The sequence below is a fragment of the Pseudomonas sp. CH61 genome, from assembly GCF_059429415.1.
The window spans coordinates 2,351,970-2,367,760 of the sequence record NZ_CM182098.1 but is presented as its reverse complement, the minus strand read 5'-3'; the positions used below and the strand labels follow the sequence as shown (position 1 = coordinate 2,367,760).

The window sequence follows — 15,791 nt, the reverse complement described above, 5'->3', positions numbered from 1 at the left end:
CAGTGGGGCTTGATCGACGTTTTTCTGCTGACCGGGATGGCCCTTTCGCGAGCAAGCTCGCTCCCACATCTGGAATGCGTTTCCCTGTGGAAGCGAGCTTGCTCGCGAAGGGGCCAGTGAAATCAGCGCAAATCGCCTTTTAAACTCAGGTGTTTAAAAGACACCTCTGGACACGCCTTCGAGGCTACACATCCTTGCGCCATTGCCTACAGCTACGCCAGAATCCGCCGGCTTGTGCGCCATGGGGGTGGGCTCTATTGTGGGTCGGTCGCTGACGAATCAGCGATCGGGTTTCGCAGCCCGGACCAATCAAGGCGCACAGCGCTCCCAATCGTTGCTATCAAGATTTATGCAACGGTGCTTCATGGCGGCTGTGCGCGGGATACCTTCGGGTATGCCGGGTACCTTGATTCCCGGTCTGCGAACCTGCGTACAGCTGCCACCTCTCTTCGTTTCGCAGCGAAATGTGTCAGCTCCAGCAATCAAGGAGCTTTACCCATGATCAAACCAACACCCAACCCGCCCGAAACCGACCTCACCTCCCCCTACGAATCCCTCGATTCAAAAAAGCTCAACGACGCCGCCGACCGCGCCCTCGATCACTACCTCTGCCCACCCGGCTCCACCCCTCCGCCACGCAAAACCCGCCGGATGTACGCCGTCACCGCCGACTTCAAAAACGAGGAACTGCTGGCCGATGCCAGCGAAACACTCGCCTCAGCCAGAACCATCGCCCATGACTTCGCCCACCTCATACCCGCGTCGCAGCGCAGGACGCTGTTGGGCATCGCGCAGCTGATCATGCTTGGCGAACTCGCGGTGAATCGGGTGATGGATAATCTGGAGTTGCCCCAGTAGCAAGGGCTGTGACAAGCCTTGAATGAGTCGGTGCAGCGGCTGACGTCTTCGCGGGCAAGCCCACTCCCACAGGGAAACGCATTCCAAGTGTGGGAGTGAGCTTGCTCACGAAGGGGCCAGTGAGGTCAGCGCAAATCGGCTTTTAAACTCAGGCGTTTAAAAGACACCTCCCGACACGCCTTCTAGGCTACACACCCTTGCGCCATTGCCTACAGCTACGCCAGAATCCGCCGGCTTGTGCGCCTTGGGGGCGGGTTCTATTGTGGTGCGGTCGCTGACGAATCAGCGATCGGGTTTAGCAGCTCGGCAAATTTCAAGGCAGGCGAGTTTCGCCATTACGTTATGGCGGCTTTGCGTGGGGCACTTCGGTGCGCCGGGATCCTTGAGCCTGGTCTGCTAACCCGCGTACAGCCGCCACCCTATCCGTTTAGCAGCGATGGAATGACGGCTCCACATCTCAAGGAGCTTCACCATGATCAAACCAACACCCAACCCACCCGAAACCGACCTCGCCTCCCCCTACGAATCCCTCGATTCAAAAAAGCTCAACGACGCCGCCGAACGCGCCCTCGATCACTACCTCTGCCCACCCGGTTCCACGCCACCACCGCGTAAAACCCGCCGGATGTACGCCGTCACCGCCGACTTCAAAAACGAGGAACTGCTGGCCGATGCCAGCGAAACACTCGCCTCCGCCAGAACCATCGCCCATGACTTCGCCCACCTCATCCCCGCGTCGCAGCGCAGGACGCTGTTGGGGATCGCGCAATTGATCATGCTCGGGGAGCTGGCGGTGAATCGGGTGATGGATAATCTGGAGGTGCCACAGTAGCGGGCCTCAATGATCGTTCCCACGCTCTGCGTGGGAATGCCTCAACGGACGCTCCGCGTTCGGCTCTGGATGGGACGCAGAGCGTCCCGTGCTGCATTCCCACGCGGAGCGTGGGAACGATCAATCTACGGCAGCCGTTCTTTGGCTTTTTGGAAACTGGCGGAAGGCAGCCGGAGTCGAACCTGCCCGGGAACGGATGCCGTCCCCAACCGGGTTTGAAGCCCGGCCGCGCCACCGGGCGCGATTGCCTTCCTTTAACTTATTGTGCGTCGGCGTTAGCCAGTGCGTTGTCGGGGCGGATCTGGCGGGATTCGCCGAGGCGTCGGGTCAGGCCGACGCGGTCGAAATATTCCAGATACTGAATACTGCGTTTGCGTCCCAAGCCTAGCGCATCGCGGAAGGTTGTCACCTGGATCTGCGGATTTTCCTTGGCGAGGTTGACCAGCACTTCGGCCATTTGGCGCAGTTGCACGTCGCTCAAGAACAGGTCGCGTACCACTTGATGCATCAGACCGAGCCGGGCCAGTTTGCGTAGCAGCAGGCGTACGACGGCGTCGTCCTGCCCGAGCAGTTTCGCGATGTCGCGCACCCATGGCGGGTCGAAACCGGCCTGTTCGAACAACGGTTGTAATTCCAGCCAGAGGCTTTCGTCCTCGGCATTCAGGCGTACCTGATGATCCGGCAGATGCAGCCACGGGCCGCTTGACTGGATCGATCCGGCGGTGAGCAATTCATCCAGCAAACTGACAAACGTCGAACGCTCAAGCGCCAGACCACTGAAGCGCCGCAGGCGATCGCGGTCCGGGCCCATCTGATCGGGTTCCAGTTCATGGAACTGCGCCAGTTGTTCCAGCAAGGTGAATTTCAACTGTGCCCAGCGCTGGACGTTGAACAGCAGCGGGCCTTGGCGGGTGTCGATCAGGCGCACGTTTTCCGCTAACGACCAGGTTGCGCGCGGGCGATTGAATTGGCGTTCAAGCCGCTGCGGGTCGAGGCCACCCGCGCTGTAGTTGAGCAACACGGGCAGGACCTGTTCGAACTCGTCGCCCGAAACCAAGGCGTGCAGTTGCGCGAGACGTTCGGGGCTGCGACGTTGTCGCGCCGGGGCGAACGGGTCAAGGACCTGTCCGCCGCCCAAGGTGCGTTGCGCGCTCTGGTCGCGCAGGATCAAGCGATCACCTTTCACCGCGTGCACCGGCGCGTTGATCAGCAGTTGCGCAAACATGCGCTCGCCGGGACTCAAGCGCGGGCCTTCGAGCAACGCCACCCTTGCGATCACATCTTGCGTGCCGATGTGCACGTGTACCGGATGAAAGTGTTCGAAAGTGCGCTCGCCGGGCAGCAGTTGAAAGTCGATGTCGACCCGTTGCGTCGGCGCGTGCAGCCACTCGCTCAGCAGCCACTGACCGCGATGGATCTGCGCCAGTTCGAGGCGTTCGCCGGTGAGGTTCAACGCCACTCGCTGCCCGGCGACGGCGTGTTCAGCGGGCTGATTCTGCGCATGCAAGCCGCGCACTCTCACGGTTTTCCCGGATGGCCCGAGGGTGAGTTTGTCGCCGACAGCGACCGCGCCCGACAACGCCGTTCCGGTCACGACAATCCCCGCACCGGCAACGCTGAACGCGCGGTCGATGGCCAAGCGGAAACCACCTTCACGGCTACGTTGGTGCACTTCACTTTGCGTCTGCAGCAACACCGCGCGTAACCCATCAATACCCTGCCCGCTCAGGCTCGACACGGTCAGGATCGGCGCCTCGGCAAACGGTCCTAGGGCCAGCAGATCGAGCACCTGCCGCTGAACCTCTTCCACCCTGCCCGCTTCGGCGCGGTCGCATTTGCTGATCGCCACCAAAGCGCGCGGGATGCCGAGCAATTCGACAATCGCCAGATGCTCGCGGGTCTGCGGCATCACGCCGTCATCTGCGGCAACAACCAGCAACACCAGATCGATGCCTTGGGCGCCGGCCAGCATGTTATGAGTGAATTTCTCGTGGCCGGGGACGTCGATAAACCCGGTCAGCCCCGCGCCCGGTTCCAGTTCGGCATAGAGATAGCCAAGGTCGATGGTCATGCCGCGTTCGCGTTCCTGCGGGCGGCGGTCGCCGGTCTGTCCGGTCAGGGCTTGCAGCAGCGAGGTTTTGCCGTGGTCGATGTGCCCTGCTGTGCCGACAATCATGAATCGACCTGCAACTGCGGCAATTGCCCGAGCCACGCCGGCTCATCGTCGAGCTGACGCAAATCCAGCCACAGCGCATCATCGTCGATACGACCGAGCACCGGGATCGGCAAGGCCCGCAACGCCGCTTCCAGACTAAGCAGAAAGCGACCGCGCAAACGCTTCGATACTTGCGGAAGCATGCACAGCGCCGCACTCGACAAACGCGCGACCGGTTGGCTGCCGCTGCCGATCATGCCCAAGGCCTCGACTGCGCTGACTTGCCACAGCGAACCCAAAACTTCAGCCAACGCCGGTTGCAGGCGTGAAGCCTGGGCGAATATCTCAGCTTGCGGGCGGGTCAACAGCCGCAGACTCGGCAGACGTTCAGCGAGGCGATCCGGATCGCGATACAACCCCAGCACCGCGTCCAGCGCCGCCAAGGTCAACTTGTCCACCCGCAATGCGCGTTTCAGCGGGTTCTTCTTGATCTTCGCGATCAGTTCTTTGCGCCCGACGATCAATCCCGCCTGCGGGCCACCGAGCAGTTTGTCGCCGCTGAAGGTAACGATGTCCGCGCCCTCCAGCAGCGCCTGACGCACCGTCGGTTCGGCCGGCAACCCCCAACGGGTCAGATCCAAAAGGCTGCCGCTGCCCAGATCCTCCAGCAACGGCAAGCCATGTCGATGGGCCAACTCCGCCAGTTCAGCGGTCGGCACCCGCGCGGTAAAACCTTCGATGCTGTAGTTGCTCGCATGCACACGCATGATCAAACCGCTGCGTGGGCTGATCGCTGCTTCGTAGTCACGAGCATGAGTGCGATTGGTCGTGCCGACTTCGTGCAGACGCACGCCAGCGCGGGCCATGATGTCGGGGATGCGGAAGGCGCCGCCGATTTCGATCAGCTCGCCACGGGAAATGATGCCTTCCTTGCGCGCGCCCAGACTGTTGAGCGTCAGCAGCACGGCGGCGGCATTGTTGTTGACCACGGTGACGGCTTCGGCGCCGGTCAGCTCGCGGATCAGGCCTTCGATCAGGTCATCGCGATCGCCGCGTTTGCCACTGGCCAGATCGAATTCCAGATTGAGCGGATATCGCGCGGCCATTTGCACCGCGTCGATGGCTTCGTCGGGCAACAAGGCGCGGCCGAGGTTGGTGTGCAGGACGGTGCCGGTGAGGTTGAACACCCGACGAACCTGACTGCGCTGCTGTTGCGCCAAGCGTTCGCCGACTCGGCCGGCAAGGACTTCGGCGCCGATTTCAACGGCGGACAACTGCCCGCTCAACACGCCGGGCCGCAGCTCATCGAGCAGTTGACGCAGCCCCGTCAGTAACGAATCCCGGCCGTAACGCTCGGCCAACGGCGCGCACGCCGGGTGACGCAACAAGCCGTCAATAGACGGCAACCGCAGGGCAACGCTGGAAGACATCAGCCACTCCTGATTCCACTGAAACAGCCCCTTCGGGAACAAGCTCCCTCCCACAAGGGTTTCAGAAGTGTAGACGCACTGTGGGAGCGAGCCTGCTCGCGAAAGCGGTGTGCCAGTTAGTGTGGATGTGACTGAAATGGCCCCTTCGGGAGCAGGCTCCCTCCCACAGTTTTGCTCTCGTCATTCGTCTCCCGGGGCCAGTAACAGATTCGGTGCCAGCCGCTGATAACCGTCCTGGGCCAGACGCATGTCCAGTAACAAACTGCTGAGATCCGCCGACAACGCCTCCGCATCAGCATCGTTTTCCAGATACACCAGTTTCAGATAACTGTTACAACCCGGACAGACCTCCGCCCTTATCGGCGCCTGATTGGCCGCATGGCGATCGTTCTCAAGGCTGAAATAATCCAGCCCCTTACTCGACTCGCAGTACACGCACTTGACCCGCACCACATGCCATTCACAGGCACACAGCGAGCAGACCAGATAACGCAAACCGTTGTGCTTGCCGCGATGACGGATTACCCCGGCCATGGCCGGTGAACCACAGGCCGGGCATTGGCTGAGGCTGTCGCCGGGTTTCAGTTGCAGATTCGCCGCGCTGAGTAGCCAGTGGCTCCACGCCACTTGCAGTGCCGCGCCAAGAAACGGCACCAACTGCGCCGGCACCATCGAATATTGACCGCTGACCAACGCCACGGCCCATGCACGTAACTGGCCGGGACTGGCGACCCGCAACGTTGTCACCGCCTCGATGACGGCGGGCTGTTCATCAGGTTCATAACGCTGCAGCAAAGCTTCGAGATAAGCCTGCCAGCCCTCTTCGCGCACCAAGGTATCAGCCGCAAACGGCGGCAAACCATGCTGCTGACAAGCCTCGATCCGTTGCTGATCAAAAGGCGCCACAAGCGGCGGATCATCGAATACCTGCTGCTGCACCCGACACAACCCGGCAATCAGCCGCAGATAGTCAGCCAGCGCATGCCCCTCGGCCAGTTGCTCCAGTCGATCAGCCCGCAGCGCAAACAGATTCGAAGGCGGCAGATGCAGAAACGGCGGCGAACTCGCCGCCGCTTCGATTTCCCCAGGTTCAAGAATGGTTGGCAAACGTCAGCCCTTTTTGGTGATCGGTCGCTCCGGCACGTCCGGTTGGCGTTCATCGCGGGTGATCTCGCGATACCAGAGTCCATGGTGTTTCTTCGCCCAGGCGCGGCTCACCCAGCCGTGCATCATCGCGTCGACCGAACCCTTGATCCACAGCCCGGCGTAGATGTGAATGATGATGCTCAGCACCAGAATGAACCCGGCCAGCGCATGCAACAACATTGCCCAGCGAATCACGGTGATGCCGAAATACGCACTGAACCAGGCGCGCCAGATCACCAGCCCGGTGAACAGCAAACCGAGCATGCACAGCAGTAAAGTCCAGAACAGCAGCTTTTGCCCGGCGTTGTATTTGCCCACTGGGGGCACGCTTTCTTCGTCGTTGACCAGCACCCGATCAATGCGCCGCAGCCATTTACCGTCGTTGCTGATGAAAAAATTCGCCCGCCAGAAATTCAGCACCAGTCCGAGGAACAACACGAACATGAGCACGCCCATGTAAGGATGCAGAATTCGCGTCCACGGCCCACCGCCGAACAGGTTGCTCAGCCAGAACAGCGACGGATGAAACAACGCCAGCCCGGACAGCCCGGCCATGAAAAACAGGATCGCCACCAGCCAGTGATTGGTGCGCTGGTTGGCGGTGTAACGCAGGATCGTCTTGTTGCTCATGGCCGGTCCTCCCCGCGTGGATCGAAGGTGTGCACCGCCGGGTCGACGACGTGCACCGAGGTGTCGGGTGGCGTCGGATGTTCATCCTCTTCAACGCGATTCGGACCGATGCGCACATAGTGGAAGAACCCGGCCAGCACCGCCGCGCCCATGGCCAACAGGCCCAACGGTTTGCTGATGCCTTTCCACAAGCCCACCAACGGACTGATCGCCGGATCCTGCGGCAGATTGGCATAGATGGTTGGCGTATCGGCGTGGTGCAACACGTACATCACGTGCGTCCCGCCAACACCGGCCGGGTCATACAGACCGGCGTTTTCAAAGCCACGGCTTTTCAGATCGACGATGCGTTCGGCGGCGTGTTCCTTCATGTCTTCCTTGGTGCCGAAAACGATGGCGCCGGTCGGGCAGGTTTTCACACAGGCCGGTTCCAGCCCTACCGCCACGCGATCCGAACACAAGGTGCATTTGTAAGCCTTGTGATCCTTCTGCGAAATGCGCGGAATGTTGAACGGGCAACCGGTGATGCAATAACCACAACCGATGCAGTGATCCTGATCGAAATCGACGATGCCGTTGGCGTGCTTGATGATCGCGCCGGGACTCGGGCACGCCGCCAGACAACCGGGCTCGGCGCAGTGCATGCAGCCGTCCTTGCGGATCAGCCATTCGAGGTTGCCGGCGTCGGTTTCGTGCTCGGTAAAGCGCATCAACGTCCAGGTTTCCGCGCTGAGGTCTTGCGGGTTGTCGTAGGTGCCGTGGTTGTGGCCGACCTCGTCGCGCAGTTCGTTCCATTCCGAGCAGGCGACTTGGCAGGCTTTGCAGCCGATGCATTTGGTGGTGTCGATCAGCTTGGCGACCGCCTCCTGATTCCTCACCGATGGCGGCACCGTGGTGGTGGCCGAGCGGGCAATGATGTCTTGGCTGGCCATTTAAAGATTCTCCATCAGAGCTTCTCCACGTTGACCAGGAATGACTTGGATTCCGGGGTCTGTGTATTGCCATCGCCGAGGAACGGCACCAGGGTGTTGGTCAGGTAACCGTGACGCGTCAGGCCGGTGAACCCCCAGTGCAGCGGGATGCCGATCTGATGCACGACCTGGCCGTTGACCCGCAACGGCCGGATCCTCTTCGTCACCACCGCCACCGCTTCGATAAAGCCGCGTTTGCAACTGACGCGCACGCGATCACCGGCGGCGATGCCCTTCTCTTTCGCCAGCACTTCACCGATTTCGACGAACTGCTCGGGTTGAGCAATCGCGTTCAACTTGCAGTGCTTGCTCCAGAAGTGGAAATGCTCGGTGAGCCGGTAACTGGTGCCGGCGTACGGGAAGTCCTTGGCCTCGCCGAGGGTTTCCCAGACCGAATCGAAGATCCGCGCCGCCGGGTTGCTGGTGGCCTTCTTGTTTTGCGGGTGCAGCGGGTTGATGCCGATCGGCGTTTCGAACGGCTCGTAGTGCTCGGGGAATGGGCCTTCGTTCATCTTGTCGACGGCGAAGAACCGCGCCACGCCTTCGGGGTTCATGATGAACGGGTTCATCCCCGCCTCTGGCGGCACATCGGCCTTGTAGTCCGGCACATCGGTGCCGCCCCAGGTTTTGCCGTTCCACCACACCAAGCGTTTTTTCGGATCCCACGGTTTGCCGGCGACGTCCGCCGAAGCGCGGTTGTAGAGAATCCGCCGGTTCGCCGGCCAGGCCCACGCCCAGCCCAGATGCTGGTGCATGCCGAACGGATCGCTGTTGTCGCGCCGCGCCATTTGGTTACCGGCCTCGGTCCAGCTACCGGCAAAGATCCAGCAGCCGGATGCAGTGCTGCCGTCATCCTTGAGCAAGCCGAATCCGGCCAGTTGCGAGCCGGCCTTGACCGCGACACCCGTGGCGTCGGTGAAATCGGCAACAGCGCTGCCGTTGATTTCCTTGGCCAGCTCTTCCGGCGAAGGCTCGTCAGGGATCTTGTATGGCCACGTCAGTTTCAACAGCGGATCAGGGAATTTGCCGCCCTCGGCCTGATAGCGCTTGCGCAGGCGCAGGAACAATTCGCTCATGATGCGGATGTCGGTCTGCGCTTCGCCCGGGCCGTCGGCACCCTTCCAGTGCCATTGCAGCCAGCGACTGCTGTTGACCAGCGAGCCGTCCTCTTCGGCAAAACAGGTGGTCGGCAGGCGAATGACTTCGGTCTGGATTTCGTCGGTTTTCACATCGTTGTACGGCCCGACGTTGTGCCAGAACTCCGAGGTTTCGGTGGCCAGCGGATCCATCACCACCAGCCATTTCAGCTTGGCCAGTGCGCCCATCACGCGGTTCTTGTCCGGTAGTGCAGCGATCGGGTTGAAGCCTTGGCAGAAGTAGCCGTTGACCTTGCCCTGGCTCATCAAGTCGAACATCTTCAGGACGTCGTAGTTGGGGATGTCGAGTTTCGGCAAATGGTCGTAGCACCAATTGTTCTCGACGGTGGCGTTGGCGCCGTACCACGACTTCATCAGGCTGACGTGGAATTTGCTGTAGTTCTGCCAATAGGACAATTGCCCCGGGCGCAGCGGGACTTGCGTGCGTTTGTGGATGAAGGCGTTGTAGTCCTGCTCGCTGTCCTGGCCCAAGGTCAGATAGCCCGGCAGTGCATTGGAGAGCAAGCCAAGGTCGGTCAGGCCCTGAATGTTCGAGTGACCGCGCAAGGCATTCACGCCGCCACCGGGCATGCCAACGTTGCCCAGCAACAGTTGCACCATCGCCGCGCTGCGAATGATCTGCGCGCCGATCGAGTGCTGCGTCCAGCCCAAGGCGTAAAGAATCGTCATGGTCTTGCCCGGCATCGAGCAGGTGGCGATCTCTTCCCAGATTTTCTGCATGGCGTCGACCGGCATGCCGCAGATCTGGCTGGCGAGGTCGATGTTGTAGCGGCTGTAATGCACCTTCATCAATTGATAGACACAGCGCGGGTCTTGCAGGGTCGGGTCGACTTTGGCAAAGCCGTCGTCGCCCAGCTCGTAACCCCAACCAGACTTGTCGGTATAGCTGCGCTTGGCGACGTCGTAACCACTGAAGATGCCGTCTTCGAAGCCATAGCCTGCTTTGACGATGAACGACACGTCGGTGTAGTTGCGCACGTATTCGTGCTGGATCTTGTCCTCGGTCAGCAGGTAATTGATCAGCCCGCCCATGAAGGCGATGTCGGTGCCGGTGCGGATCGGCGCGTAATAGTCGGCCACCGAAGCGGTTCGGGTAAAACGCGGATCGACCACGATCAGCCGCGCAGCGTTGTGCGCTTTGGCCTCGGTCACCCATTTGAAGCCGCACGGATGCGCTTCTGCTGCGTTGCCACCCATCACCAGGATCAGATTCGCGTTGGCGATATCGGTCCAGGTATTGGTCATGGCACCACGGCCGTACGTCGGGGCAAGACTTGCCACCGTCGGGCCGTGTCAGACACGCGCCTGGTTATCGAACCCCAGCATGCCGAGACTGCGAATCACCTTCTGGGTGATGTAACCGGCTTCGTTGGACGCCGCCGAGGCTGCGAGGAACCCGGTGCTCAGCCAGCGATTCACCGTTTGCCCGTTGGCATTTTTCTCGATGAAGTTGGCGTCGCGGTCGGTCTTCATCAGGTCGACGATGCGATCGAGCGCTTCGTCCCAACTGATCCGCGTCCATTCACTGCTGCCCGGTTTGCGGGTTTGCGGGTAGAGCAAACGGCCGGGGCTGTGAATGAAGTCGAGCAGGCCTGCGCCTTTCGGGCAGAGGGTGCCGCGGTTGACCGGGTGGTCGGCGTCGCCCTCGATGTGAATGATGCTTTGCGCTACGTTCTTCGCGGTATCGCCCTGGCTGTACATGATCAAACCGCAGCCGACCGAGCAATACGGGCAGGTGTTGCGGGTTTCATGGGTGTGGGCAAGCTTGAAGTGGCGCACCTGCTCGGCAAAGGCTGACGTCGGGGCCATGCCCAACGCGCCCAGGCTCGAGCCTGCAAGGCCGATACCGGCGACCTTGAAGAACTGACGACGGCTGAGATCCATCGTGCACTCCTGATCAGGTGGAACCCGGTACTTGAGCCGGGTTTTATCTGGACAATCACGGTTGCGGCAATTGAGTGCCGACCTTTTCACTGTAGACAATGACCACACGATCCGTGTGAAAACCGACCGTCGGCGACAATCGGTCATGCACTGGAAAACCTGTGGGAGCGAGCCTGCTCGCGAAGAGGCCCTTTCAGTTGAGACAAATATTGACTGGCACACCGCCTTCGCGAGCAGGCTCGCTCCCACAGGTTTTGTGTGCTCCTGCACGGCCATGGGCTTATCATGCCCGCAGGACCAATCCCGCCTTCACGAGACCGCGCATGACTTTCGATTTTGATCAGGTATTCGACCGCCACAACACCGGCAGCACCAAGTGGAGCCGCTATTCGGCCGAGGTGTTGCCGATGTGGGTCGCTGATATGGATTTCGCCGCGCCGCCGGTGGTCATCGAGGCGCTGCAACAACGCCTGCTGCATCCACTGGTGGGCTACAGCGTGGCGCAGGACAACCTGCGCGAAGCCATCGTCGCCGACCTCTGGAACAAGTTTTCCTGGAAGGTCAAACCGCAAGAGCTGATCTTTCTGCCAGGCGTCGAGTCCGGTTTCAACATGGCTTTGAAAGCGTTGATGCAGCCACAACAGAATGTCGTGGTGCAGGTGCCGAACTACCCACCGTTGCGCCACGCGCCGGGGCATTGGGGGTTGAACAAGGTCGAGCTGGAGTTCGTCGCACAAGCCGACGGCACCTACGCCACCCCGCTGGACGTACTGCGTGAGTCGCTGAACGGTGGCGGCGCACTGTTGCTGAGCAACCCGCACAACCCGATCGGCAAGGTGTTTGGCCGTGAGGAACTGCAAGCGGTGGCGGATATCTGCGCGGCGCAGGACGCCTGGATCATCTCCGACGAAATCCACGCCGAACTGTGCTTCGACGGTCGCGTGCACATTCCGACCGCGTCGCTGAGCACGGAGATCGCCGAGCGTACCATCACCCTGATGTCGGCGAGCAAGGCCTACAACATCGCCGGCCTGAAGACTTCGTTCATGATCATCCAGAATGCCGCCCTGCGCGAACGCGTCAACCACGCCCGTTGCGGCATGGTCGACAGCGTCAACCCGCTGGGCATGGAAGCCACCCGCGTCGCCTACAGCGAAGGTGCGCCATGGCTGGCCGAGTTGAAAACCTATCTGCAGGCCAACCGCGACTGGCTGGTTGACGCCGTACGCAGCCGCTTGCCGGGCGTGACCATCAATGTGCCGCAGGGCACGTATCTGGCCTGGCTGGATTGCTCGGCGCTGGATCTGGACAACCCGCAGCAGTTCTTCCTTGAGCAGGGCAAAGTGGGGCTCAGCCCAGGTTTGGACTTTGGCGATCAACATCAGCAGTTCGTGCGCCTGAACTTCGGCTGCCCGCGCTCGTTGCTCGAAGAAGGCATCGCCCGTATGGAGCGCGCGCTGACCCACCGCAACATTTAAGAGCACCACATCCCCCGTGTAGGAGTGAGCCTGCTCGCGATAGCGTCCTGACATTCAACATCATTGTTGACTGAAATACCGCTATCGCGAGCAGGCTCACTCCTACAGGGAATGTATGTTCACGCAAAATCTTCGTCGTAAATCCGATCGAACTCACGGCAAACGCACCGGGTCAACCACCCATACCAGCCATGAGACCTCGGAGACCCGCGATGACCGACTATCCAAAACCACCCTTCCCCGCACAAGCCCAAGCCGTTCCAGGTTCGCAACGCAAAATGGAGCCCTATCCCGATTGCGGCGAGCAAAGCTATGTCGGTTCCGGGCGACTGGCCGGCAAGATTGCCCTGATCACCGGCGCCGACAGCGGCATTGGCCGCGCGGTGGCCATCGCATTCGCCCGGGAAGGCGCTGACGTCGCTGTGGCCTATTTGAATGAACACGAAGACGCCAAAGAAACCGCACGCTGGGTCGAACAAGCCGGGCGTCAGTGTCTGTTGTTGCCCGGCGATATCGCGCAGAAATCCCACTGCCAGGCCTTGGTCGACAAGACCGTCGAGCGCTTCGGCCGCATCGACGTGCTGGTCAACAACGCCGCGTTCCAGATGACCCACGAAACCTTCGAGGAAATCCCCGATGACGAATGGGTGATGACCTTCGACGTCAATATCACCGCGATTTTCCGGTTGTGTCAGGCGGCGATCAAACACATGGGTGCAGGGGCATCGATCATCAACACCAGTTCGGTCAATTCGGACATGCCCAAACCCACCCTGCTCGCCTACGCCACCACCAAAGGCGCGATTGCCAACTTCACCGGCGGTCTGGCGCAAATGCTCGGGCCGAAAGAGATTCGCGTGAACTGCGTGGCACCCGGACCGATCTGGACGCCGCTGATCGTCTCGACCATGCCCGATGAAGAAGTGCAAAACTTCGGCGGAAACACACCGCTCGGCCGCCCCGGGCAACCGGTGGAGGTGGCGCCGATCTACGTGCTGCTGGCCTCGGACGAAGCCAGTTACATCACCGGCCAGCGCTATGGCGTGACCGGTGGTAAACCGATGCTGTGAGTAAACGCACTGCAGGAGCTGCCGCAGGCTGCGATCTTTTGATTTCGATGTTAAAAACAAGGTCAAAGGATCACAGCCTGCGGCAGCTTCTACAGGAGCGGCGTCAGAAGCGAAAGGGTCTCTGCAGGCGGCCGTCATTAATCACTGAGGGCGGCACATCATGAGTTTTGTCGTGTGGGTGGCGGTGCTCGGCGCCGTGCTGTTGACCTTGGCACTGACCTCGTCGTACCTGCGCTGGATGCCGGTGACCACTTCAGCTGTATGTTTGCTGCTGGGAATCGGCATCGGCCCCAGCGGCCTCGATCTGCTGAAACTGTCGTTGGAAAACGCCTCGTTGTGGATGGAGCACCTGACGGAAGTCGCGGTGCTGTTTTCCCTGTTCGTCTGCGGTTTGAAGTTGCGTTTGCCCCTGCGCGACAAGCGTTGGCGGATTGCTTTTGGCCTCGCCGGACCGGTGATGGTGTTGACCATTGTCGGCGTTTGTCTGCTGCTGCACTTTGGCTTGAGCTTGCCGTGGGGACCGTCGCTGTTGATCGGCGCGATTCTGGCGCCGACCGACCCGGTGCTGGCGGCGCTGGTGCAGGTCAACGATGCCAGGGATGTCGACAGCGTGCGTTTCGGCCTGTCGGGTGAGGCAGGGCTCAATGACGGGGTGGCGTTTCCGTTCGTGATACTCGGTTTGTTGCTGATTCACGGCGACGGCTCTGCCGCCGAGTGGCAGGGCTGGGTCTTGCGCAGTTTATTGTGGGCGGTGCCTGCCGGATTGCTCACCGGTTACTGGATGGGGCGCGGTATTGGCCGCGTGACTTTGTCGCTGCGTATCCACAATGACGACAGAACGCTCAGCCCCAATGATTATCTGGCGTTGTCGTTGATTGCCCTAGCCTATGTCGTCGCCGAAGCCATCGGCGGTTACGGCTTCCTGTCGGTGTTCGCGGCCGGGCTGGGCCTGCGTCAGGTCGAGGTGAAATCCACCGGCGCCAGCCAAACACCTGCCGAGCATCTGGTGCAACCGGTGGTCGGCCATCAGAACGTCGAACCGCAACACGCGGTGCACGGCGACACCGAACGGCTGGAAAGCAGCCAGGTCGCCGCCGGGATCATGATGGGCGATATGCTGTCGTTCGGCAGTCTGGTCGAACGCGCCATGGAGGTGTTTCTGGTGACCCTGCTCGGCGTGGTGCTGGTGGCGCACTGGGACTGGCGAGCGTTGCTGGTGGGCGGCGTGCTGTTCTGCCTGATCCGCCCGGCCTGCGTCGCACTGATGCCGTGGGGCGCGTTGCTGGAGGGGCGGCAACAGCTGTTGATCGGCTGGTTCGGCATTCGCGGGATCGGTAGCCTGTTCTATCTGTTTTATGCCTTGAATCACGGGCTGACCGACACCGTGGCCAGCGTGTGTACCGACCTGACCTTGTCGGTGGTGGCGCTGAGCATTTTGCTCCACGGGATCAGCACGCAACCGATCCTCGCTCGCTATGAGCAGCACAAGAAACTAAAAACCTGATTTTTAATTCAGAGCTTTATCGGCTGATTGATCGAATTTTTTTCTGTAAAAAAATGGATCCCTGCGTAATGGCCGGCAGTCACAAGCATAACCCCTCGCCGGAAACATCAGGCGGGGCCCGGCAGGTTCGGTTCCACTGCGGCGTTTAAGCCTGTTAAAGGAATCCTTGAAGAATAAGGTTACGGTCATGAAAGAATGCTCGACTCCGGCACAAATCAAGGCTTGCAGAGCACTGGCTCTGGAACGCAATCGTCAATTGTTCGATAACGCCCATACGCTTAATCGAGCGGCCAATGCGCTGCTTGACGTGGCTGATATGGACATTGAACAGTTTGAGCACTACCGGGCGCTGCGCAAGAAAGCCGACTCGATGTTTGAAGATGCTATCGATCATTTGTGTGTGTTGAACGAAGACTTCCCGCCGATCCCGATGTCGTCGCAGAACTCGGTGGCGTTGCGTCGAGAGCTTGAGACCGTGGAGTGAGCCAGAACAGCCCCTCACCCTAGCCCTCTCCCCTAGGAGAGGGAACTGACCGAGGTGAATGGTTGAGGTACGCCGACTTGAGATACCGAGTTGAACGCAGATTCTGAACACAACGGAGATCGACTCCTTTTCGAGTGAACCCTGACAGCCCCTCACCCTAGCCCTCTCCCGGAGGGAGAGGGAACTGACCGA

General features: G+C 60.7%; 12 protein-coding genes and 1 tRNA gene. 6 read left to right on the top strand and 7 right to left on the bottom strand.

Features of this window, described 5'->3' with window-relative positions; genetic code table 11:
• Positions 1 to 498: 498 nt before the first annotated feature.
• Positions 499 to 858 carry a DUF6124 family protein gene (locus AC5SEM_RS10570; RefSeq protein WP_150811839.1) on the top strand — a complete coding sequence of 120 codons (360 nt, stop codon included), beginning with the start codon at positions 499 to 501 and terminating at the stop codon, positions 856 to 858.
• 472 nt (positions 859 to 1,330) lie between these two features.
• Entirely contained in the window at positions 1,331 to 1,690 is a 360-nt protein-coding gene (locus AC5SEM_RS10565) for a DUF6124 family protein (protein ID WP_371043435.1), read from the top strand.
• Between the two features lie 157 nt (positions 1,691 to 1,847).
• On the opposite strand, the gene AC5SEM_RS10560 is transcribed toward AC5SEM_RS10565, so the two are convergent.
• The 7 genes from AC5SEM_RS10560 to fdnG form a co-directional block, all read right to left on the bottom strand.
• Positions 1,848 to 1,943, bottom strand: a tRNA-Sec gene (locus AC5SEM_RS10560).
• 6 nt (positions 1,944 to 1,949) lie between these two features.
• Complete coding sequence (selB, locus tag AC5SEM_RS10555) at positions 1,950 to 3,866, bottom strand: selenocysteine-specific translation elongation factor (protein WP_495472895.1); 1,917 nt, start codon at positions 3,864 to 3,866, stop codon at positions 1,950 to 1,952.
• Entirely contained in the window at positions 3,863 to 5,275 is a 1,413-nt protein-coding gene (gene selA / locus AC5SEM_RS10550; protein WP_495472894.1) for an L-seryl-tRNA(Sec) selenium transferase, read from the bottom strand. Before selA ends, selB begins: the two co-directional genes overlap by 4 nt.
• A gap of 180 nt (positions 5,276 to 5,455) precedes the next feature.
• Complete coding sequence (fdhE, locus tag AC5SEM_RS10545; protein WP_495472893.1) at positions 5,456 to 6,382, bottom strand: formate dehydrogenase accessory protein FdhE; 927 nt, start codon at positions 6,380 to 6,382, stop codon at positions 5,456 to 5,458.
• A 3-nt stretch (positions 6,383 to 6,385) separates the two neighbouring features.
• Complete coding sequence (locus AC5SEM_RS10540; protein ID WP_495472892.1) at positions 6,386 to 7,051, bottom strand: formate dehydrogenase subunit gamma; 666 nt, start codon at positions 7,049 to 7,051, stop codon at positions 6,386 to 6,388.
• Positions 7,048 to 7,983: a formate dehydrogenase subunit beta gene (gene fdxH / locus AC5SEM_RS10535; RefSeq protein ID WP_008082738.1), complete on the bottom strand. Its 936-nt coding sequence runs from the start codon at positions 7,981 to 7,983 to the stop codon at positions 7,048 to 7,050. The genes AC5SEM_RS10540 and fdxH overlap by 4 nt, the downstream gene beginning before the upstream one ends.
• 14 nt (positions 7,984 to 7,997) lie before the next feature.
• Positions 7,998 to 11,063, bottom strand: coding sequence for a formate dehydrogenase-N subunit alpha (gene fdnG / locus AC5SEM_RS10530; protein ID WP_495472891.1), 3,066 nt, complete (start codon positions 11,061 to 11,063; stop codon positions 7,998 to 8,000).
• Between the two features lie 323 nt (positions 11,064 to 11,386).
• Between fdnG and AC5SEM_RS10525 the strand changes: the two genes are divergently transcribed.
• The 4 genes from AC5SEM_RS10525 (at position 11,387) to AC5SEM_RS10510 (ending at position 15,599) form a co-directional block, all read left to right on the top strand.
• Complete coding sequence (locus AC5SEM_RS10525; RefSeq protein WP_495472890.1) at positions 11,387 to 12,541, top strand: MalY/PatB family protein; 1,155 nt, start codon at positions 11,387 to 11,389, stop codon at positions 12,539 to 12,541.
• Positions 12,542 to 12,753: 212 nt separating this feature from the next.
• Positions 12,754 to 13,611, top strand: a complete 858-nt coding sequence (locus tag AC5SEM_RS10520) for a glucose 1-dehydrogenase (protein WP_108224535.1) — start codon at positions 12,754 to 12,756, stop codon at positions 13,609 to 13,611.
• A gap of 160 nt (positions 13,612 to 13,771) precedes the next feature.
• Positions 13,772 to 15,115, top strand: coding sequence for a cation:proton antiporter (locus tag AC5SEM_RS10515; RefSeq protein ID WP_495472889.1), 1,344 nt, complete (start codon positions 13,772 to 13,774; stop codon positions 15,113 to 15,115).
• 187 nt (positions 15,116 to 15,302) lie between these two features.
• Entirely contained in the window at positions 15,303 to 15,599 is a 297-nt protein-coding gene (locus tag AC5SEM_RS10510) for a hypothetical protein (RefSeq protein WP_016984229.1), read from the top strand.
• The last annotated feature ends 192 nt before the right edge of the window (positions 15,600 to 15,791 follow it).